Source organism: Vicinamibacterales bacterium (assembly GCA_035699745.1).
GTDB lineage: Bacteria > Acidobacteriota > Vicinamibacteria > Vicinamibacterales > 2-12-FULL-66-21 > JAICSD01.
Genome location: DASSPH010000077.1, coordinates 127,150 through 148,012, shown reverse-complemented (window position 1 = coordinate 148,012; position 20,863 = coordinate 127,150). Strand labels below are relative to the sequence as shown.

Here is a 20,863-nt window from a genome sequence, read left to right as displayed (position 1 = left end):
AACCTTGGATGCTATCACAATCATTTCATGCGAATCGCGTGGTTCAGTCCCTTCCCGCCGGTGCGCACCGGCATCGCCGACTGCAGCGCCGAGCTGGTCGCGGCGCTCCGCGGCCGCGGTCACGACATCCACCCGTATCCGGCCGAGTCGGCGCACGATTTTCCCTGGACCCATCGCCGGCGTCCCTACGACCTCATCGTCTATCAGTTCGGCAACTCGTCGCACCACGACTACGAGTGGGCGTACGCGCTCCGCTACCCGGGACTGGTCGTCCTTCACGACACGTGCCTGCACCACGCGCGGGCCGCGTTCCTGCTGAGGGAGCGGCGCCCCGACGACTACCGTGCCGAGTTCGCCTGGAGCCATCCCGACGCGCCGCGCGACGCCGCCGAGCTGGCCGTCGCCGGGCTCGACTCGCGTCTCTTCTACGCGTGGCCGATGATCCGGGCGCTCACCGAATCCGCGCTGCTCGTCGCCACGCACGGGGCCGCGTCCGCAGTCCCGAGTCTCGCGTCCCGCAGGCCTGTCTCGATACGACTGGGGCACGGCGCCTTCGTGGCGCCGGACGCCGCGCGCGCCGCGCGGGCACGGGTGCGGGCGCGATATGGCATCGCCGACACCGACGTCCTCTTCGGCGTCTTCGGCGGCCTCACGCCGGAGAAGCGGCTCGTCCAGGTGCTCGGCGCGCTGCGCGCCGTCGTGCCGTACGCGGCGTCGGCCCGGCTGCTCCTGTCGGGGGCCCGCGCCGCGCACTTCGACCTCGACGCCGCCATCGAGGCGCACGGGCTCGCCGATCGCGTGCTCGTCACCGGCTACCTGCCGGAGCAGGACCTGACGGATCATCTCGCCGCGTGCGACGTGAGCCTGAATCTGCGCTGGCCGTCGGCCGGCGAGACTTCGGGCGCCTGGCTCCGTGCGCTCGCCGCCGGTGTGCCGACCATCATCACGGATCTGGCGCATCTCGCGGACGTGCCGTCGCTGGATCCACGCACCTGGGCAGTCCGGCCGTCCGCCGCGCGCGCTCCGCTCTCCGCCTCCCGCACCCCGCGCTCCGCGGCCGGCTCGCAGGGTCCGGTGACGGTCGCGATCGACATCCTCGACGAGGATCACTCGCTGCGGATGGCGATGCGGCGGCTCGCGCTCGACCCGAACCTGCGCGCCGAACTGGGATCGAACGGGCAGGCGTGGTGGCAGCGCGAGCACTCGCTCGCGGCGATGGTCGAGGACTACGAGACACTGTTCGGGATGCTCGGCGCGGGCGCCGGGCGGCAGGTCTCCGAGCCACGCGCGGCGGGTGACGTGCCCGCGCATCTGCGAGCCGCCGGCGACGGGAAACTGCGCGCCCTGCTGGAACCGTTCGGAGTCGCGTCGCCGATATGACCATCACGCTCAACGGGGATCCCTTCGAGACCGACGCGCCGACCATTGCTGACCTGCTGGCGCGCCTCGACATCGACCCGCGCCGGGTCGCCGTCGAGCGCAACTTCGTGGTCGTCAAGCGCGACGCGTACAGCGCGACGCCGATCGAGACCGGCGATCAAATCGAGATCGTGAATTTCGTCGGCGGCGGATGAGGAAATCTGGAAATTTGGAAGTTTGGAAATCTGGAAATTTGGAAATCCGGGAATTTGGAAATCCGGTAATCTGGGACCATGGATCGCTTTGAAATTGCCGGGCGGGAGTTCACCTCGAGGCTGCTGATCGGCACGGGCAAGTATCCGTCGCATCAGATCATGCAGGAAGCGCATGCGGCGTCGGGGGCCGAGGTCGTGACGGTGGCGGTGCGGCGCGTGAACATCACCGACCGCAGCAAGGAGTCGATGCTCGACTACATCGATCCCAAGCGCTACTTCCTGCTGCCCAACACCGCGGCGTGCTACACCGCCGAGGACGCGATTCGCACGGCGCGGCTGGGGCGCGAGGTCGGCCTGTCGCATTGGGTGAAGCTCGAGGTGATCGGCGACGAGAAGACGCTGTTTCCCGACAACGAGGCGCTGCTCGAAGCGACGCGGGTGCTCGTGAAGGAAGGCTTCGTCGTCCTCCCCTACACGAACGACGATCCGGTCATGTGCCGGAAGCTGGAAGACGCCGGGGCCGCCGCGGTGATGCCGCTGGGGGCGCCGATCGGGTCGGGGCTCGGCATCCAGAACCCCAACAACATCCGGATCATCAAGGAGCAGGCGGGCGTGCCGGTGATCGTCGATGCCGGCGTCGGCACCGCGTCCGACGCGACGTTCGCGATGGAACTGGGCGCCGACGCGGTGCTGATGAACACGGCGATCGCGCTCGCGCGGGATCCGGTGGCAATGGCCCGGGCGATGCGGCTCGGCGTCGAGGCGGGCCGGCTGGCGTTCCGCGCCGGCCGCATTCCGCGCAAGCCGTACGCGTCGGCCAGCAGCCCGATCGAGGGGACGATCGCCGCCAGCCGCGCGTGAGCGCTAAGGTATACTCACCCGACGTGCTCAAGCAGGACACGCTCGCGCGGCTGCGCTCGCTGGGCGCCGCCTGCGCAATCCTCGCCGCGATCGTCCTCGCCGTCCCCGCGTCCGCCTCGCAGCGCCCGTCCGCCGCTCCACGGCGCGAAAAGCCGGTCCCCTTCGCCGCAGGCGAGAAACTGAGCTACGAGGTGTCGTGGTCGTCCTACCTCACCGCCGGCGGCGCGACGATTCACGTCGCGGAGAAGAAGCCGTCGTACGGCTCGACGGCGTACTACATCGTCGCCGAAGGGCGGCCGACGCCGCTGCTCTCGAAGCTCTACTCGCTGTACTACAAGGCCGACACGCTGCTGGACGTCTACTCGCTCCTGCCGCAGCGCGGCTCGGTCTACAGCGAAGAGGGAAAGCGGCGCCGCATGAAGACGACGATGTTCGAGCATCCCGCGCGGCGCGCCGAATACCAGGTCGAGACCCGCAGCGTGGTGAAGAAGAGCGTCGGCATTTCGCCGGCGGCGCAGGATCCGCTCGGCGCGCTGTTCGTGCTGCGCTCGATCCCGCTCCAGGCCGGCGAGAAGATGACGATGCCGATCTGTGACGGCGGCCTCAGCTACAAGGTGCTGATCCAGGCCGGGGGCACCGAGACCGTCAGGACCAACGAGGGGGAGGTCGCGGCGCAGCGGCTGTCGATCACGCCGCCTCCCGAATCCGGCGCCAACGCGCTGTCAGTGTGGCTCTCGACCGACACGGCGCGGGTGCCGGTCAAGATGTCCGCCCAGCTTCCCGTCGGGGCGTTCGTCCTGACGCTGTCGTCGCGCCGGTGACCGAGCCGCACGAACCGCTCGAGGCCACGCTCCGCCGGCTGGCGCGGGAGCGCGACGAGGCGGACGCCCGCTACAACACCGCGCTCACGGCGCTCGATCAGGTCCCGCTGCGGACGCCGCGGCTGCCGGCGCCGCCGCCGCACTACGACGAGCAGCAGATCACGCCGCTCAATCAGGCGTGCGACGTGCTGGTCGCGCCGCCGGTGCGCGGCGGCCTGAAGGGGCGGCTGGCAGCGTTCGTCTGGCGGCTGGTCGCGCCCACTCTCGAGAGGCAGGCGGCGTTCAACTCCATCGTCGTCGATCACATCAACCGCAACGTGCGGGCGCACCGCGCCGCGCACGACGTGGCGGCGGGCACGGCCGACGCCGTGCACGCGCACATGGACGACCTGCAGGCGTTCCGCGCGCGCTTGATGCTGTACCTGCAGCAGATCACGCCGTTCGTCGACACCAAGGATCGCGACACCGGCGCCGGGGCGCTGACGGTGAACGCCGCCGTCAACGCGCTCGCGGACGACGTCGCGAAGCGGCAGGAATCCATGGCGGCGCAGCAGGCGCGGATCGAGGCGCGGCTCGCGGATCTCGCGGCGGTGCAGGATCAGATCCAAACGCTGGCTGGTGTCGCGCACCAGGCCGCGCTCGCGGCGAAACGGGAAATCGAGCGGCTGATGGCAGCTCCGGGCGATGCCGCGCGTGCGAGCGAACCGGGACCCGCGCCCTCGACGCCGGGTGTGCCGCAGGCGAGCCGCCAGCTCGATTCGTACAAGTACGTCGGGTTCGAGAACCAGTTCAGAGGCTCGCAGGAGACGATCCGCGCGCGGCTGGAAAGCTACCTGCCGTACTTCGCGAGCGCCAGCGACGTGCTCGACGTGGGCTGCGGGCGCGGGGAGTTCCTCGACCTGCTCGCGGATCGCGGCGTCACGGCGCGCGGGCTGGATCTCAATCACGAAATGGTGGAGGTCTGCCGCGCGCGCGGACTCGACGTGGCCGAAGGAGACGCCGTGTCGTACCTCGACGCGCTGCCCGATGCGTCGCTCGGCGGCCTGTTCGCCGCGCAGGTGGTCGAACACCTCCGGCCGGAATACCTGCTCAGGTTCCTCGAGCTGGCCCACCACAAGCTGCGGCCTGGGGCGCCGATCGTGCTCGAGACGCTGAATCCGGCGTGCTGGGTGGCGTTCTTCGAGAGCTACATCCGCGACATCACGCATGCCTGGCCGCTGCATCCCGAGACGCTGCGCTACCTGGTGCTGGCGAGCGGCTTCACGGCGGCGCGCATCGAGTACCGCTCGCCGGTGCCGCCGCAGGACAGGCTGCAGCCGATTGCGGCGCCCGACGCGGCGCCCGACCTGGTCGAAGCGTTCAACGGCAACGTCGAGAAGCTCAACGCGCGGATGTTCACGTTCATGGACTACGCGATCGTGGGCACCAACGCCTGACGGCGGATGTCGCTGGTCTCCTGGACGGGCCGCCGGCTGTCAGCGAAGCTGACGCGGATCACGCTCGATCGCTTCATCGCCGACCACGCCTCGACCCGCCTGACGCTCGACATCGGGGCGCAGAACGGCCCATATGCGGCGCTGTTTCCGCGGCGCGTCGGCCTCGACATCCAGCCCGGCGCGGGCGTGCGCATCATCGGCGACGCGCAGGCGCTGGGGATCCGCGACGGCGCCGTCGCGGTGGTGCTCTGCACGGAGGTCCTCGAACACCTGCCCGAGCCGCAGCGCGCGATCGACGAGATGTTCCGCGTTCTCGAACCCGGGGGGGAACTGCTGCTCACCACGCGGTTCCTCTTCCCGCTGCACGATACGCCTCACGATTACTTCCGCTACACGAAGTACGGATTGCGGCATCTGCTGCGCCGGTTCGAGATCGTCGAGCTTCGCGAAGAGACGGACTCGATCGGCGCCGTGGCCGTGCTGCTGCAGCGCCTCGGGATGCAGGCCGAAACGCTGCGCTGGACGCCGCTCCGCGCGCTCTGGCTGATCGCCGCCCGGGTGTTCCGCCGCTTCGGTTTCCTGATCACCGCGGAGTACGGGGACAGCCGGCGCCGCCGACGCGAGCGCGGCATCATGACCAGCGGCTATCACGTCGCCTGCCGGAAACCATCCGCATGAAGCCGGCGACGGCCGCTGCGATCGTCGCCGCCGCGACGGCCGCGATCTACTGGCCGGCGCTGCACGCGGGGTTCGTGGGGGACGACTTCATGATCCTGCATCGGCTGCGGGACCTCACGGGACCCGCGGACGTCAGTCGGTTCTTCCGCGGCGAGTTCTTCGAGTACTACCGGCCGATCGGCTTCCTGGCGCACGCGGCGGACTGGGCGGTCGCCGGCGCCGATCCGCGGCAGTTCCATCTCACCAACCTGCTGCTGCACGCCGCCAGCACGCTGATCGTGCTGCTCATCGGCGTCCGGCTGGCGCCCGGGACGCCGGCGGGATTCGCCGCCGCGCTGCTGTTCGCCCTTCACGCGTCCAACCACGAAGCCGTGGTGTGGGTCTCGGCGCGGTTCGATCTGCTCGCCACGTTCTTTTCACTGGCGGCGCTCTGGTGGATGGTCCGCGAAGGGGCCGCGCAAGCGGTCGTCCCGCCGCTGCTGTTTCTACTCGCGGTGCTCTCGAAAGAGTCCGCCGTGGCCCTGCCGGTCGCGGCCGCGTCGTACCTGGTCTTCCAGCGGCGCGCGGGGACGGCCGAAACCATCCGTCGCCTTGCGCCGTGGCTCGCGGCGTTGGCGGCGTATGCCGTCCTGCGATCGCTTGGCGGCGGCGTCTCGCCAATCGGCGGCGCCTCGCGGCTGCCCAAACTCGCCGCCTTCGCCTCGGCGCTGCTGCTGTTGCTGCTGCTGGCGGACGGGCGATGGCTGCGCGTCCGCGCCTGGCTGCGCGAGCGCCGCACCATCGCGGCGTGCGCGATGCTGCTCGCGGTCGGGCTTGCCGCCGGTGCCGCCGCTGCGAACGGCGGCGCGGGGCTCGCGGCCGACAAGCTGGCGGTCGCCGGGTTCGCGCTCTTTCATCTCGCCTCGCCGGTCCTCGACGTCTTCGATCGCACGCCGTTCTATCAGGACGCAGGAACGGCGATGTACTGGCTCGGCGGCGCCATCGCGCTCGCCGCGGTCGCCGCGCTCGCCTGGCGGACGCTGCTCGACGACGGGCGCGTGTGGTTTCTCGGCGGATTTCTGCTGGCAGCCCTGATTCCAATCTCCGCCCTCACCGAAGGCGCTCGCTACCTGTACCTGCCGTCCGCTGCGGTGTCGCTGCTCTGCGGCGTGCTGCTTGCCGACACCAGCGGCGCCCTGCGCAGGGGCGCGATCGCAGCCGTCGTGATCTTCGTCGCCGTGTCGGCGGGCCAGATCGCGTTGAAGGTCCGCGACTGGAACTGGGCCGGCAGGCTGACCGCGCAAGGATCGGCGCTCGTCGACGCCTCGCTCGCGCCGGCGTGCGGCGGCGATGTGATCTTTCTCACCGCGCCGGTCGCCATCCGCGGCGTGTACACGCACTTCTATTACGAGACCTTCGAGCTGCCGCGCGGATGCATGCCGGAGACGTTCCAGATCCTTGCCCGCGTCGTCCGGCAGGACGCTGCGATCGTGGCGCGGTGGACGGATGCGTCGTCGATCGAGATCACCGCGCCCGACTATCGCGGCAACCTCGTGTTCGCCGCCGACCTGCGGCATTTCGACCGGCCGTTGCGGGAGGCCGGGCCGATCGCCCTGACGACGCCGCTGGGTGATCTGCGCGGTGAACGGTCCGGCCGGGCGCTGCGGCTGACGCTCACGCTCGCCGCCGCCGTGCTCGACCGATCGCCCCGCATCTTCTATTACAGCGAGGGCCGCATTCTGGCGCTGGCGAAGTGACTATAATCGCCGCCGAGGTCAGCTCCACGTCTCCGATGCTTTCGCTGGTCATTCCCGTCTACAGGAACCAGGAGAATCTGCCGCGCCTGTTCGGCGAGCTGGAGGCGTTCGCGGCCAGGTTCGCGGCGCCGCTGGAAGTGGTGTTCGTGGTGGACGGATCGCCCGATGCGTCGCTGCGGATTCTGCAGGAACGGCTGCCGGCGTGGGGACTCCGCACGCAGCTCCTCGAGCTCAGTCGCAACTTCGGGTCGTTCGCGGCGATCGCCGCAGGTCTGCAGGCGGGCCGGGGCGAGCACTTTGCCGTCATCTCGGCGGACCTGCAGGAGCCGCTCGAGCTCGTCGCCGAGTTTCAGCGGGTGCTGGCCGGTGGAGATGCGGACGTCGTGTTCGGCCATCGGATCAGCCGTGCGGATCCGCGGACCTCGCACGTCATGTCGGAGAGCTTCTGGCGCGTCTACCGCCGTTACGTCGTGCCCGACATGCCGAAAGGCGGCGTCGACATGTTCGGCTGCACGCGCCAGGTGCGCGACCACCTCGTCGCCATGCGCGAGGTCAACACGAACCTGGTCGCGCTGCTGTTCTGGCTCGGGTTCCGCCGTGCCTTCGTTCCGTACGAGCGGCGCGCCCGCCTCGAGGGCAGGAGCGCGTGGACGTTCGGCCGCAAGCTGCGGTACGCGCTCGACAGCGTGTTCTCGTTCACCGACCTGCCGGCACGGCTGCTGCTGCTCCTCGGCGCCGCCGGCACCGGCCTCGCCATCGTGGCCGGGCTCACGGTGTTCATCGGATGGCTGGCGGGACGCATTCCGGTGCTCGGCTACACGCCGCTGATGCTCGTGATTACCTTCTTCGGCGGGCTGACCGCGCTGGGTCTGGGGATCACCGGGCAGTACCTCTGGCTGACGCTGCAGAACGCGCGGGCGCGCCCGAACTTCATCGTCAAGTCGGCCGCCTCGTTCAATCAGCCGTCCGCGCCTCGCTGACCAGCGACGTCCCCCCGGAAATGGGGACTGTCCCCTTTTCCGGGGCGGCGACAGGGACTTACGGCCGGTGAAGATGGAAAGTGGGCGGAATTCGACGGATCTGGCGTGCGCGCGACGCGGAAACGGGGACAGTCCCCATTTCAGCGGCCGAGCATCGCGCGAAACGCGTCGTAGTCGCGGATGTAGTCGTCCGGATCGTACGGATCGGACGCGAGCACCAGCAGCAGCGCGTCTGCCGAATACTTGTACTGAATCGCCCACACCATCGGCGGCAGGTACAACCCCAGGTTCGGCTCGGCCAGCACGATCTCCTCACTGTGCACGCCATCGTCCACGACCACGTTCACCGAGCCGCGGACGCAGACGAGAAACTGCTGGCAGCGCCGGTGCGCGTGCTCGCCGCGGACGTCCTTGCCGGGTACGTCGAAGACGATGAAGTACCGCGCCGGCGGGAACGGCACGTGGGTGCCGACCTCGGCCGCCGACAGGCTGCCGCGAAGGTCGTCGACCAGCACCAGGCGGTGCAGCGTCACCCCCGCCACCGACGTCGGTGTGACCTGCGGCCCCGCCGTGGACGCCGGCGCAGGGGCCGAGGCCTGCGTGCGCCGCGGCGTGTCGACGTAGCCGACAATGCGGGCGGGATTGCCTGAGACGATCGCGCGCGCCGGCACGTCGTGCGTCACCACCGCGCCCGCCCCGACCATCGCGCCGGCGCCGATACGCAGCCCCGGCAGGACGTTGGCGCCGCTGCCGATCGAGGCGCCGCGGCCGAGGTGCGTCTGCAGCACGCGCGCCTGATACCGCTTGCTGCGCGGATACTTGTCGTTCGAGAACGTCGCGTTCGGCCCGATGAACACCTCGTCGGCGACGCGCAGGCCGTCCCAGAGCTGGACGCCGCTCTTGACCGTCACGCGATCCCCGACGACGACGTCGTTCTCGATGAACACGTGATCGCAGATGTTGCAGTCGGCGCCGATGCGGGCGCCGGGCAGCACGTGGGCGAAGGCCCACACGCGCGAGTTCGGACCGATCGCGGTGCTCTCGCAGAGCGCCTGCGGATGCACGAAGAACCCGCCCGTGGAGACCAGCTTGTCAGACATGGTGTGCGGCGATCGTAGCGCGCATCCGCGCGCCGGGGCAACGGGGCGCGCCGCGCGATCGCGTGAGATACTGAACGGCGGGAGTGCGCCGGAAACCGTCCATAGTCGTCCTGCTATTGACCGCGGCGGCAGCCTTCGCCCTGCTGCTGCGCTGCGTCTCGATCGCCGAGCCGCTCGGCATCGATCAGAGCCTCTGGGCGTCGGCGGTGCGCGGCATGTCGCGCGGCCAGCTGCTCTATCGCGACGTCTGGGAGCAGCGTCCCCCGGGGATTTACTGGATCTATCTCGCCGGATTCAACGCGTTCGGCTGGACGCCCGCCGCGGTGGCGTGGCTCGACGTGCTCGCGGCGGCGTCTACCGCCGTCCTGCTCGCCCTGGTCGGGCGCACGCTGGCCGGGCCGGCAACCGGGGCGCTGGCGGCGGCGATGTATACCGTGTTGACGATGCCGGCATGGCTCTACGGCCACGGCGGCTTCCTCGAGCGCAGCGTCTGCGAAACGTTCATCGCGGTGGCGGTGTCGCTCGGCGCATGGGCCGCGGCGGGCGTGCGCGCGACCGGTTCGATGCCGGCGGCAGCGGTCCTCGGCCTCGCGGCCGGGGCCGCCGTGGTCCTGAAGCCGAACGCCGGTCTCTACTTTCCCGCGCTGCTGTCGTGGATCGTGCTCTACCGGCCCGAGCCGATCGCGCGCTCCGCAGGGGCGATCGGGGCGGCGATTGCGGCGTCGGCCGTCGTCCCGCTGATCGCGCTGGGCTGGCTGTGGCAGCTCGGACTGCTGCATGACGCCAAGGTGGCGGTGGTGGACTTCAACCGCTACTACGTCGGCCAGGGCTTCTCGCCCGCCGCCTACGCGCTCGAGTTCTCGAAGGCGGTATGGCTGCGGATGAAGACGGATCCGCTGTGGGCGTGCGGCGCCATCGCGGCACTCGTCGCCGTCGCCGATCTCCTCCGGCGGCGCACGCTTCCGCCGCTGGCGGGGCTTGCGGTGATCTGGGGCGGCGCGGCGGTGCTGGTGATCGTCGTCAACGGCGCGCGGCTGTTCAACAGCTACTTCATCCAGGCGCTGCCGCCGCTGGCGCTGCTCGGCGCGTGGCTGCTGACGGAAGCGGCGCGCGAATCACGACCGCGCCGCGCCATCGCGGCAGCCGCGGCGATCGTGATGGCGGTTCTGCTGGTCCAGCGCGATTACCCGGCGCGCGTCTTCGGCTGGGCGGCTGCAGATTTCGCGGCGCTGCGCGGCAGCATGGATTGGACGGCGCACCTGGAGCGCTTCGGCGGCTATGCGAACGCCCGCGGCTACTCGGCGCGGGCGAATGCCGAACTCGCCGACTACATCCGCGCGCGCACGACGCCGGAAGACCGCATCTTCCTGTTCGGGATCAACGGCGCCGGCGTGTATTTCGCGTCGGACCGGCTGGTCGCACAGCGGTTCCTGCGGGTCAATTTCTTCGTCGCCACCGACTTTCCCGATCCCGCGTTCCGGCTGGACTCGGTGATCGCCGAGCTGGTCGAGCGCCGTCCCGTCTACGTCGTCTTCGAGCGGTTGAACGCGCGGTCGGAGATGGGACGGGCGGTGGATCGGATGGAAGCCGATCCGTCGGTCGCAGTACTGCTCCGCGGGTATCGAAAGGAAACACAAATCGAGGACTTCTCCATCTACCGGCGAGCCGACTGACGATGGACCAGCCTCGACGTCTGTCGGTCGTCATGCCCGTGTTCAACGAACGGGCAACCTTCCCGATCGTGATCGAGCAGCTGCTGCGGAAATCGATCCCCGGCGTGGACATCGCCGTCGTCATCGTCGAGAGCAACTCGAACGACGGCACGCGCGACGCGGTGGCGGAGGTCGCCGGGCACGAGCGCGTGACGGTGGTGTACGAGGATCGGCCGCGCGGGAAGGGGCATGCGGTGCGCACCGGGCTGGCGCATGCGACCGGCGACTACATCCTGATTCAGGACGCCGATCTCGAGTACGACCTCGACGACTACGACGCGCTCCTCGAGCCGCTGATCGCCGGCCGGGCGGCGTTCGTGCTCGGATCGCGGCACGGCAAGGAGGGCGCGAGCTGGAAGGTGCGTCACTTCGCCGATCAGCTCGCGGTCAGCTGGTACATGAACCTCGGGCACGTGCTCTTCACCGCCCTCTTCAACGTCACCTACGGCACCCGGCTGCACGACCCGTTCACGATGTTCAAGGTGTTCAGGCGCGACTGCCTGGACGGCCTCACCTTCGAGGCGAACCGCTTCGACTTCGACTGGGAGCTGGTCGGCAAGCTGGTGCGGGCCGGCTACACCCCGCTCGAGATCCCGGTGAACTATCGGTCGCGCTCGTTCAACGAAGGGAAAAAGGTGTCGCTCGTCAGGGATCCGCTGACGTGGATCCGCGCCTGCTTCAAGTACCGCTTCCAGCCGCTCGGAAAGAAGCCCCGATGAGCGCCGGCGCGGCCCTGCTGCTCGGGCTGCTCGCCATCGAACTGCCGCTCTTCGCGGCGGCGATCTCGAAGCGGCCGCGAGCCGCCCGCACCGCGCGTCTGCTGCTGTTTCTCGTGCCTCTCGCGGTGGCATTCGCGCTCCGCGCCGCTCGCGCGTTCAGCACCCACGGCGTCATCGAATGGGACGAGACCTACTATGCCAGCCTGGCGGCCGCCGGCGCGGCGGGGTACGGATTGTTTCCCTACATCTATGGCTTCGCGCCGATGCCGATCATGGGCGGCGTCGGCTACGCCGCGTATTCCTACGTGCTCGCGATCGAGGCGTTCGGGCCGACCATCTTCGCGCTCCGCGGCGTGTCGCTGGCGGTGAGCGTGGCGGGCGTCGCCGGCATCTGGCTGCTGGTGAAGATCTGGTACGGCTCGGGCGCGGCGTGGATCGGCGCAGCCGTCACCGCTTCGCTGCAGCTCTTCGTGCTGTCGAACACGGCGCGCATGGACGCGTGGACGTTCGCCAGCGTGGCATGGGCGCTCGTCGTCTGGGCGACCGCGTTGGCGCGGTGGCCGAGCCGGCGCTGGCACTTCGCGGCCGGTCTGGTATTCGGTCTCGGCCTCCAGACGCACATCGACACCATGGCGACGGCGGCGGCGTGCGGGTGCGTGTACCTGCTGCGCTACGCCGCCGACGCACGAGCGGCGCGCCGCGTCTGGATCGGCCCTCACCCGATGGTCCTGTATGCCGCGGGACTGCTTGCCGGAGGCCTGGTCTACGTCGGCGCCAACATCCTGCCGGACACCGCCGCGTACTACACGATGACGGTACGGGTCCGGGTGGATGCGACGAGCTGGTATTCGGCCGGCACGTCGAGTCTCGCCGGGTCATTCCTGAATCCCCAGATACTCCTCGCCAAGGAGGCGGCCCGGTACCGCCAGCTCATGGCGATCATGCCGCCCGCCGAGATCGCGTTGTTCGCCGCCGGCCTGATCGCGCTGGTGGCGCGGCGGAACGACGCCGATCGGACCGTGCTGACGCTCGTGCCTGCCGTGCTCGTGACGGCGGCGGTGCTGCTGAACAATGCCTCGCCGCTCTACTACATCCACGTCCTGCCGGTGCTGACCGTGCCGCTTGGCCCGCTGTTCACGCACGGTTTGCGAGCGCGATCCCGGGTGGCGCTGCAGGAGATCGGATCGGCGGCGCTCTTCTGCTCGGTGCTCGTGTGCTGCGTCCTGACCGCCAGCGCCGGCGCGCGGACGATCCGGTCGATCCGGGCAACCCCGCCGCTCGAAGGGGACCCGGCAACGATCGAGCGCGCCCGCTCGCTGATCGATCGGCGCTGCATCGTGGCGGCCGACGGCGCGCTCTACGTGCCGTACTTCTCGGCCTATCCGCGCTTCATCAGCCTGCGGTCCGTCGAAGTGACGCACGGCATGTTCTTCTACCAGATGGACGACGAGGCCGCCTACTGGCGCATCAAGCAGCCGGACGCCGTGTTCGAGACCGGCGCGCTCAGACCGGCGCTCGCCGACTACGTCGCGGCACGCGGGTTCACGAAGGCCGCGCCGGGACTGTGGATGAATCCGGCGGGCTGCGGCGGTACGCGCTAGATCGTGAAGCCGGCCTGCTCGGCGTCGCGGTGGAACATCTTCACCGTGTCGAGCGAATACTCGTGGAGATCGCGGCCGACCAGCGGCAGCTTCTGCAGGATGTCGTGCGTGACCGTGATGATGTGGCAGCCGATCTGATCGGCGTGGAAGATGTTCAGCAGCTCGCGCGGACTGGCCCAGATCAGCTCCGCGTTGGGCGCCGCGCGCAGCAGCTCGACCGCCTGCTGCATCAGCGGCACCGGATCGACCCCGGTGTCGGCAAGACGCCCGGCGAACACCGACACGCACGCCGGCGCGCCGCCGGCGACCGCCTCGGCAACCGCCCGCACCTGCTCGAGCGGAAGCAGCGCCGTCACGTTCACCTTGACGCCGCGCCGCGACAGAGAGCGCACCAGCGCGCACGTGGATTCGCCGCGCGTGTTGGTCACCGGCACCTTCACGTAGACGTTGGAGCCCCACCCGGCAATCGCGTCGGCCTGCCGCTCCATCTCCCGCAGATCGTCGGACAACACCTCGAAGGAGATCGGCCGGTCGGGAATCGCGGCCAGCACCTCGCGCGCGAAAGCGCGGTAGTCGGTGATGCCGGACTTCCGCATGAGCGTCGGATTGGTCGTGAAGCCCTTGATGTACGGCTTGCGGTAGAGATCGAGCATGCCGGCGAGATCCGCGCCGTCGGCGAAGATCTTGACGGACAACCGATCGATGGACATCAGCGCGCACTCCCCGGTTGAGACAGGATCCAGTCGGCGGCCTCCGCCAGCGACCGCACGACGGCGTCGGGATGCGCCGGTCGCGGCTCGTCATAGCCGCGGTCCACGAACACCGTCCTGCAGCCGGCACGCCGTCCCGCTTCGACGTCCCGCCAGCGATCGCCGACCATGAAGCTGTCCCCCAGCGACAGCCCGCCGGCCCGCGCCGCCGCCTCCAGCATGCCCGGCGCCGGCTTCCGGCACCGGCAGCCGTCCGCGTCGTCATGATCGCAGACCCGGAACTCGTCGATCGGCAGCAGCGAGGCGAGCCGGGCGTGCATGCCGTCGACGACCTCGCGGCGCTGCGTTCCGCGGGCGACGTCGGGCTGGTTGGTGACGACGATGAGGCGGAATCCCGCGGCGCGAAGCCGCGCCAGCGCGTCGCCGACACCCGGCAGCACGTCGAGGTCCGCCTCGGTGGCCGGAGGGAACGGCTTGCCGTCGCGGACGATGGCGCGGTTGATCACGCCGTCCCGGTCGAGGAAGACGGCCCGCCGGATGCTGCGATCGATTCCCATTTCGCCGGCGTCACCTTGACCAGCGGATGCGAGACGAGCAGATGCCAGACCACGGCCTGGAAGGCTTCGGCGTGCGGCGTGATCGTCGCCGGGTTGACGGTCGGGACGATGACGCAGGCGTCGGCGACCTGCGCGGTGTAGCCGCCGTCCCGCCCGACGATGCCGACGATGGTGGCGCCGATCTGTTTCGCGAACTCGAGCGCTCGAACAAGGTTCACGCTGATCTTATCCTGACGGCTGCCGCCGCCGACCGACATGACGAACACCATGTCGCGCGGCTGCAGGCGGCTGCCGTGCAGCCAGGCGGCGAACACCGTATCCCAGCCCTCGTCGTTGGTTCGCGCCGTCAGCTCGGACACGTTGTCCACCGGTGTGTAGGCCTCGATACCGGCGAGCTTGCGGAAGTCGTTCACGGCGTGCGAGCAGTTGGCGGCGCTGCCGCCGACGCCGAGGAGGAACAGCCGTCCGCCGCGCTCGCGCAGCGCGGCGAGCAGCCCGGCCATGCGCTCGATCGCGGCGGCATCGAGTGCCGCCAGGACGCGAGCGGCCTCGTCGAGGTGCTGGCGGGTGTAGCTCATCGGCGGTTCAGCGTGCCGGACAGGTGAATACGTGTTTCTTCGAGACCGGCCGGCGATCCGATCTCGTAGAAGCGTCCGGGGATGTCGAGACCGGCGAGATCCCCTCGCGCCAGCAGGTCCTGGTAGACGGCGGCCAGGTCGAACGCGCGATCCGCGTCGTACGCCTCGAACACCTCGCTGGTGAAAACGCCGAGGCCGTAGTCGATGTGCCGCATGCCCGGCGTCCGTCCCGACTTGTCGTAGGCGGCGATGCGCCCGGCTTCGAATCGTACGTTGCTGCGGTCCCACCGGTTGTCGTTGAGGCAGACGGTCATGAGCGCCGGACGGCCGCTCTCGGCGAACGCGCGCGCGACGGCGAGATAGTCGCACTCCAGATACGAATCGCCATACAGCACGAAGAACCGCCGGCCGAGGGCGGGCAGGGCGTTCCTGATCGCACCGCCGGTGCCGAGCGGGCGAGGCCCGTCGAACACGTAGCGCACCCGGATCCCCCAGCGCGTCCCGTCGCCAATCGCGTCGCGCACCATCTCCCCGAGGTGACCGACGAGGAACACGATCTCGTGGATGCCGTGCCGCCGCAGCAGCACGATCTGGTGCTCCGCAAACGGCCGGCCCGCGATCTCCACCAGCGCTTTCGGGCGCCGGGCGGTGACGTCGCCGAGCCGTGTCGCGAGGCCGCCGGCGAGAATGGCGACCGGCAGACTCATCCGAACAACACCTTGGTTCCTTCGAAATCGAACCGGAAGCGCAATTCCTCGAGGCCGGCGCGCGACATCGCCGCGCGCAGCCGCCGGTGGTCCTCGCTGTAGAACAGCAGAAATCCCCCGCCGCCGGCCCCCACGAGCTTGCCGCCGATGGCGCCGTTGGCGCGTCCCAGCTCGTACCACTCGTCGATCTGCGGGTTGGTCATTCCCTCGGAGCGCCGCTTCTTGTGCTCCCAGTGCTCGTGCATCAGCTCGCCGAAGAGCGGCGTGTCCCCCTCCTCGAGCGCCCGCAGGCTGCGCACGCCGAGCTCCTTGACGTAATGCAGGTTGCGCAGCATGTCGCGATCGTCGTGCTCGGTCCTGACTTTCTGGTCTTCGAGAATCGATCCGGCGCTCCGCGAGAAGCCGGTGAAGAACAGCAGCAGGTTGTCTTCCAGGTTGAACAGCGCGTCCATGCTCAGCGCGAGCGGCCGCGCGTCGACGGTTTCGTCGGGATGGAACGTGAAGCAGGTCACGCCGCCGTACGCGGCGATGTACTGATCCTGCTTCCCCACCGGCTCGGCCAGCCGCGAGATCTCGATGTCGCAGGCGAGCTGGGCGAGCTCGTCGGGATGCAGCAGACGGCGCCGGTGGGCGTACAACGCCTTCAGCAAGGCGGTCGAAAAGCTGCCCGAGGATCCGAGGCCGGTGCCGGCCGGGATGTCGGCCAGCGCGGTGATCTCGAGCTGCGGCGTGCGGAAGCCGAGCATCCGGATGGCTTCGCGGATGATCGGATGCTGGACGTCGTCCACGGCCTGCACGTGCTCCAGCTTCGAATACTTCAGGAAGATGCCTTCGACGAACGGCCGCATCACCGTCACGTAGACGTACTTGTCGATCGCGGCGGCGATGAGGAACCCGCCGTGCTGGCGGTAATACGACGGCAGGTCGGTGCCGCCGCCGCCGAGCGTGATCCGGAGCGGGCTGCGGGTGATGATCATGTCCGGCGGTAGATCTCCTCGACGATGGCGAGCGCCGCGCGCGCGTCCGCCAGCCCCGCGGCAGGCGTGCGGTCGAGGCGGATGTCGTCGAGGAACTCGGCAAATTCGAGAGCCCAGGAGACGTCGCCGCGCGGGAACTCCCACGCGGACGTCTCGGGCGGCCCCATCTCCGGCAGCATTTTATAGAACGTCAGCCGCTCGAGCCCGTAGCTGCCGCCAAGCCCGTCGATCTGCAGCTTGCCCTGCTTGCCGTAGATCTCCAGCGAGAACAGGTTCTTCCATTCGGTGCAGCTGACGTGCAGGAACGCGGCCTTGTCCTGCGCCGTGCGCAGCAGCATGAACGCGTTGTCGTCCACCGGCATGTCCCAGAAATAGGTCGGCGCGAATCCCGTGACGTGTGGAAAATCGCCGAGGAACCAGCGCGCGAGATCGATCAGGTGCACGCCCTGATCGATCAGCTCGCCGCCGCCGGCGACGGCGGGATCGGCGCGCCATTCGCGGTCGTAGCCGACCCGCCCGCCGTGGCCGTAGCGGCCGCGCACGAACATCATCTCGCCGAGCGCGTCCGCCTCGACGAGTGCCCGGGCCTTGCGCAGCGCCGGATGATAGCGATGGTTGAACCCGACGCGGACGCGGCGTCCGGCGCGAGACGCGGCCGCTGCCACGGCGTCGACCTCGGCGACCGACCGTCCCGCCGGCTTCTCGATCAGCACGTGCTTGCCCGCGCCGAGCGCGGCAATGGCGACGGGCGCCAGCGCATCGTTCACCGTGGCGGCGACGACGATGTCGACATCGGCGCGGGCGACGGCGTCCCGCCAGTCGTCCGTCGCCGACGCCCCCGGCACGGTGCGCGCGAGCGCCTCGGCGCGATCGCGGCGCACGTCGGCGCACACGGTCAACTGCGCGCCGGCCAGCGCGCGCGAGCGTTTCTCGCCGATCAGCCCGCAGCCGACGATGGCGACGCGCGGCGTCACTGCGGATCCCATTTCAGCCCCCGGTCGGCAGGCACGATCCGGCGCAGCGTGTACACATCACTCCGCGCGAGCTCCGCGCGGCGCTCAGGCAGCGTGTCCCACGGATCCCAGACGGCGCTGAGCAGCCGGCCGCTGATCCCGTCGCTCGCGGCCGACGCCAGGAACACGGCGAGCGCCGCTCCCTTCTCGAGCGGCGTGCCGCCCTCATCCGCGATCCGCTTCATCCGCGCGTGGAACGCCTCGCCGACGACGGCCGGGTCCGCCGCGAGCAGCTCGCTCATCATCCGCGTGTTCAACGCCCCCGGCGCGATCGCGTTCACGTCGATCCCGTCCTGCTGGACTTCCAGCGCGAGCGATTCCGCGAAGCGGACGATCGCCGCCTTCGACGCCGCGTACGCGGTCACCCGGGGCAGCGGCGCGGTGGCGCCGCCGCCTGACAACTGCACGATCTTGCCGTAGCGGCGCCGCTTGAAGTGCGGCAGCAGCGCCCGGCACATCAGAATCGAGCCGAACACGTTGATCTCGAACGCCCGCACCCACGCGTCCCAGTCGACGTCCTCGATCGGTCCCATCGGCCCGTAGACGCCGGCGTTGTTGACGAGAATCTGGAGATCGGGGAAGAGACGCAGGGCGGCGCCGGCGAGCGCGTCGACATCGTCGCGCCGCGACACGTCGGCCGGGTGAGCCACCACGGCCTGGCCCGGCGACGCCAGCGACGCCACTTCAGCGCGCGCCTGTTCCAGCATTCCGGCGTCGCGCGCGCACATGACGACGCCGGCGCCGGCGGAGACCATGGCCTTGGCGATCGCCAGGCCGAGCCCCTGGCTCGCGCCGGTGATCACCGCTCCACGCCCGCGCAGCTCCGTCGTCATCCGCCGACTCCCACGCTGATGTACTCGAGGCCGGGGTGCGGCGCAAACGCCGCGGCGAGGAAGCGGCCCGCATCGAGGACCAGCGGGCGTGACATCCGTCCGGCGACGGCGGCGGCATCGGCGTTGCGGTACTCCGGCCACGGCGTGGCGACGACCAGCGCCGATGCGCCGCGCACCGCGTCGAGCGGATCGTCCACGAGATCGATGATGTCCGCCAGCTCCGGCGGCAGCTGCCGCACCGCCGGATCGTGCGCCCGGACCGCGGCGCCGCGCGCCCGCAGCCAGCGGCACAGCTCGACGGCACTGGAGCGGCGCAGGGTGTCGGTGCCGGGTTTGTACGTCAATCCCCAGACCGCGATCGCGCGGCCGTTCACGTCTCCGAGGCGATCGGCAATCCGGCGCTGCGCCCACTGCCGGTGTTCGTCGTTGCTCGTCTTCACGGACCGCAAAAGGTGCGCGCCGACGCCGTGCTCGCGCCCGAGCTGCGACAGGAACATGACGTCGCGGGCGAGCGTCCCGCCGGCGAACGCGCCGCCCGGCGACAGGTACGCCTGCTCGCCGATGCGCGGGTCGCTCTTCAGCCCGCGCGCGACGTCGGCGGCGTCGGCGCCGACCTGCTCGCAGAGCGCGGCGATCTCGTTGATGAACGCGATCGAGGCGGCGAGGAACGCGTTGAGCGCGTGCTTGGTCATCTCGGCCGATTCGGCCGACATCCAGACGATGCGATCGGTGAACGGCCGCAGCAGTTCGGCGACCGTGGATCGGTCCACGTCCCCGACCGTGCCGACGATCACGCGCGACGGATGCGTGAAGGCGTCGATCGCCTTGCCCAGACGGAGATTCTCTGGCGAATACACGAACTGCACCGATCGCCCGGCGGCCACGCGCTCGAACATCTGCGAGAGCCGGCGCGAGGTCCCGACCGGCACCTGCGACGAGATCAGCACGACCGCGCCGGACCGCAGGTGCGGGAAGAGCGCGGCCGCCGATCGCACCACGGCCTCGACGTCCGCGCGATCGTCGTCGTCGACGGGCGTATCGGCGGCGATCCACACCACATCGGCTTCGGGGACCTGCGCGGCGGCATCGACGCCGAACCGCAGACGGCCGCTCGCGATCCCGCCCGCCAGCAGCTCCGCCAGGCCGGGTTCCGCGACCGGCGGAATGCCGTTCGACAGCGACTCGATCGCGGCGCCGTCGGAGTCCAGCGCGGCGACCTCATGGCCCGCCGCCGCGAGGCACGCCGCGGTCACGCTGCCGAGATGCCAGAGGCCGGAGACGCAGACCTTCACGCGCGACCGTGCAGCAGCCAGGGATTCGCCTGGAGGTACTCGAGCGTGCGGATCACGCCGTCGCGGATGGACAGCGACGGTTTCCAGCCGAGGGCGCGCACGCGCGCGGTGTCGAGGAAGATGAACGGACTGTCGCCAATCCAGCCGCGATCGCCGCCGGTGTAGCTCAATGCCGGCCGCAGCCCCAGATGGCTCGTGATCCAGCCGATCGACTCGTTGACCTCGCAGTACTCGTCGGCGCCGAGGTTGAAGATCTGCACCTTGCCGCCGCGCGCCTTCTCGAGCGCCGTGAAGATCGCGTCGATGCAGTCGTGGACGTAGAGATACGACTTCTTCTGCCGCCCGTCGCCGAGAACGCGAAGCGTGCCCGGATCGGCGAGGAGCCGCTTGTAGAAATCGAAGACATGGCCGTGCGAGTAGCGCTCGCCGAGAATCGACACGAAGCGGAAGATGTAGCCTTCGAAGCCGAACCCCTCGCAGTAGGCCTGGATCAACCCTTCACCGGCGAGCTTCGACGCGCCGTAGAGGGACGTCTGCACGGGGAACGGCGCCGTCTCCGGCGTGGGCACCTGCGCGGCGTCGCCGTAGATCGATCCGGTGGAGGCGAACACGATCCGGCGCACCCCCCTGGCGCGCATCGCTTCCAGCACGTTGAAGGTGGCGATGGTGTTCTGCTCGAGATCCTTCTTCGGATGCTCCGTGCCGAACCGGACGTCGGCGTTCGCGGCGAGGTGGAACACCGTCTCGCATCCGTCCATCGCGGCGGCGAGCGCCGGCGGGTCCAGCGTATCGGCTTCGACCAGACGCAGCCGCGGGCTGCGCTGCGCCGGCTCGAGGAACCGTCGCTGCCCGGTGGAGAAGTTGTCGTAGACGACCACCTCGTGATCGAGCGCGAGCAACCGATCGACCAGGTTGCTGCCGATGAAGCCGGCCCCGCCGGTCACGAGACAACGCATGCATCCAATCCGGTTACACTAG

21 protein-coding genes are annotated in these 20,863 nt (G+C 69.8%); 11 read left to right on the top strand and 10 right to left on the bottom strand.

Annotated features, from left to right (window positions below; genetic code table 11):
• Nucleotides 1–27 precede the first annotated feature (27 nt).
• The 8 genes from VFK57_19390 (at nucleotide 28) to VFK57_19355 (ending at nucleotide 8,086) form a co-directional block, all read left to right on the top strand.
• Nucleotides 28–1,380 (top strand): glycosyltransferase family 4 protein, encoded by a 1,353-nt coding sequence (locus tag VFK57_19390; protein HET7697886.1) that lies wholly within the window; start codon nucleotides 28–30, stop codon nucleotides 1,378–1,380.
• Nucleotides 1,377–1,574, top strand: coding sequence for a sulfur carrier protein ThiS (thiS, locus tag VFK57_19385; GenBank protein ID HET7697885.1), 198 nt, complete (start codon nucleotides 1,377–1,379; stop codon nucleotides 1,572–1,574). Before VFK57_19390 ends, thiS begins: the two co-directional genes overlap by 4 nt.
• Before the next feature lie 78 nt (nucleotides 1,575–1,652).
• Nucleotides 1,653–2,435: a thiazole synthase gene (locus VFK57_19380; GenBank protein HET7697884.1), complete on the top strand. Its 783-nt coding sequence runs from the start codon at nucleotides 1,653–1,655 to the stop codon at nucleotides 2,433–2,435.
• Nucleotides 2,432–3,256, top strand: coding sequence for a DUF3108 domain-containing protein (locus tag VFK57_19375; GenBank protein ID HET7697883.1), 825 nt, complete (start codon nucleotides 2,432–2,434; stop codon nucleotides 3,254–3,256). The genes VFK57_19380 and VFK57_19375 overlap by 4 nt, the downstream gene beginning before the upstream one ends.
• Nucleotides 3,253–4,692: a methionine biosynthesis protein MetW gene (locus VFK57_19370; protein ID HET7697882.1), complete on the top strand. Its 1,440-nt coding sequence runs from the start codon at nucleotides 3,253–3,255 to the stop codon at nucleotides 4,690–4,692. The genes VFK57_19375 and VFK57_19370 overlap by 4 nt, the downstream gene beginning before the upstream one ends.
• 6 nt (nucleotides 4,693–4,698) lie before the next feature.
• A complete protein-coding gene (locus VFK57_19365; GenBank protein HET7697881.1) occupies nucleotides 4,699–5,370 on the top strand; it encodes a class I SAM-dependent methyltransferase in 672 nt (223 codons plus the stop codon).
• Entirely contained in the window at nucleotides 5,367–7,106 is a 1,740-nt protein-coding gene (locus tag VFK57_19360) for a hypothetical protein (GenBank protein ID HET7697880.1), read from the top strand. Before VFK57_19365 ends, VFK57_19360 begins: the two co-directional genes overlap by 4 nt.
• A gap of 35 nt (nucleotides 7,107–7,141) precedes the next feature.
• Nucleotides 7,142–8,086 carry a glycosyltransferase family 2 protein gene (locus tag VFK57_19355; protein HET7697879.1) on the top strand — a complete coding sequence of 315 codons (945 nt, stop codon included), beginning with the start codon at nucleotides 7,142–7,144 and terminating at the stop codon, nucleotides 8,084–8,086.
• Nucleotides 8,087–8,226: 140 nt separating this feature from the next.
• Here VFK57_19355 and VFK57_19350 read toward each other — a convergent pair whose 3' ends face one another.
• Complete coding sequence (locus VFK57_19350; GenBank protein ID HET7697878.1) at nucleotides 8,227–9,186, bottom strand: WxcM-like domain-containing protein; 960 nt, start codon at nucleotides 9,184–9,186, stop codon at nucleotides 8,227–8,229.
• A 116-nt stretch (nucleotides 9,187–9,302) separates the two neighbouring features.
• Between VFK57_19350 and VFK57_19345 the strand changes: the two genes are divergently transcribed.
• The 3 genes from VFK57_19345 to VFK57_19335 are packed head-to-tail and all read left to right on the top strand — an operon-like array spanning nucleotide 9,303 to nucleotide 13,218.
• Nucleotides 9,303–10,859 (top strand): hypothetical protein, encoded by a 1,557-nt coding sequence (locus VFK57_19345; GenBank protein HET7697877.1) that lies wholly within the window; start codon nucleotides 9,303–9,305, stop codon nucleotides 10,857–10,859.
• A gap of 2 nt (nucleotides 10,860–10,861) precedes the next feature.
• Nucleotides 10,862–11,617: a glycosyltransferase family 2 protein gene (locus VFK57_19340; protein HET7697876.1), complete on the top strand. Its 756-nt coding sequence runs from the start codon at nucleotides 10,862–10,864 to the stop codon at nucleotides 11,615–11,617.
• Nucleotides 11,614–13,218 (top strand): glycosyltransferase family 39 protein, encoded by a 1,605-nt coding sequence (locus tag VFK57_19335; GenBank protein ID HET7697875.1) that lies wholly within the window; start codon nucleotides 11,614–11,616, stop codon nucleotides 13,216–13,218. The genes VFK57_19340 and VFK57_19335 overlap by 4 nt, the downstream gene beginning before the upstream one ends.
• Here VFK57_19335 and VFK57_19330 read toward each other — a convergent pair.
• Genes VFK57_19330 through VFK57_19290 form a run of 9 tightly spaced genes read right to left on the bottom strand, consistent with a single transcriptional unit; the run spans nucleotide 13,215 to nucleotide 20,841 of the window.
• The gene (locus VFK57_19330) at nucleotides 13,215–13,928 is read right to left on the bottom strand and encodes a transaldolase (GenBank protein HET7697874.1); all 714 of its coding nucleotides are present in this window, start codon (nucleotides 13,926–13,928) and stop codon (nucleotides 13,215–13,217) included. The genes VFK57_19335 and VFK57_19330 overlap by 4 nt on opposite strands.
• Nucleotides 13,928–14,485 carry an HAD family hydrolase gene (locus VFK57_19325; GenBank protein ID HET7697873.1) on the bottom strand — a complete coding sequence of 186 codons (558 nt, stop codon included), beginning with the start codon at nucleotides 14,483–14,485 and terminating at the stop codon, nucleotides 13,928–13,930. Before VFK57_19325 ends, VFK57_19330 begins: the two co-directional genes overlap by 1 nt.
• Nucleotides 14,431–15,063: an SIS domain-containing protein gene (locus VFK57_19320; protein HET7697872.1), complete on the bottom strand. Its 633-nt coding sequence runs from the start codon at nucleotides 15,061–15,063 to the stop codon at nucleotides 14,431–14,433. The genes VFK57_19325 and VFK57_19320 overlap by 55 nt, the downstream gene beginning before the upstream one ends.
• Entirely contained in the window at nucleotides 15,060–15,770 is a 711-nt protein-coding gene (locus VFK57_19315; GenBank protein ID HET7697871.1) for a nucleotidyltransferase family protein, read from the bottom strand. Before VFK57_19315 ends, VFK57_19320 begins: the two co-directional genes overlap by 4 nt.
• The gene (locus VFK57_19310; GenBank protein ID HET7697870.1) at nucleotides 15,767–16,747 is read right to left on the bottom strand and encodes a hypothetical protein; all 981 of its coding nucleotides are present in this window, start codon (nucleotides 16,745–16,747) and stop codon (nucleotides 15,767–15,769) included. Before VFK57_19310 ends, VFK57_19315 begins: the two co-directional genes overlap by 4 nt.
• Complete coding sequence (locus tag VFK57_19305; GenBank protein HET7697869.1) at nucleotides 16,744–17,733, bottom strand: Gfo/Idh/MocA family oxidoreductase; 990 nt, start codon at nucleotides 17,731–17,733, stop codon at nucleotides 16,744–16,746. The genes VFK57_19310 and VFK57_19305 overlap by 4 nt, the downstream gene beginning before the upstream one ends.
• Nucleotides 17,718–18,593: an SDR family oxidoreductase gene (locus VFK57_19300; GenBank protein ID HET7697868.1), complete on the bottom strand. Its 876-nt coding sequence runs from the start codon at nucleotides 18,591–18,593 to the stop codon at nucleotides 17,718–17,720. The genes VFK57_19305 and VFK57_19300 overlap by 16 nt, the downstream gene beginning before the upstream one ends.
• Nucleotides 18,590–19,885: a nucleotide sugar dehydrogenase gene (locus tag VFK57_19295; protein ID HET7697867.1), complete on the bottom strand. Its 1,296-nt coding sequence runs from the start codon at nucleotides 19,883–19,885 to the stop codon at nucleotides 18,590–18,592. The genes VFK57_19300 and VFK57_19295 overlap by 4 nt, the downstream gene beginning before the upstream one ends.
• Nucleotides 19,882–20,841: an NAD-dependent epimerase/dehydratase family protein gene (locus VFK57_19290; protein ID HET7697866.1), complete on the bottom strand. Its 960-nt coding sequence runs from the start codon at nucleotides 20,839–20,841 to the stop codon at nucleotides 19,882–19,884. The genes VFK57_19295 and VFK57_19290 overlap by 4 nt, the downstream gene beginning before the upstream one ends.
• Nucleotides 20,842–20,863 lie beyond the last annotated feature (22 nt).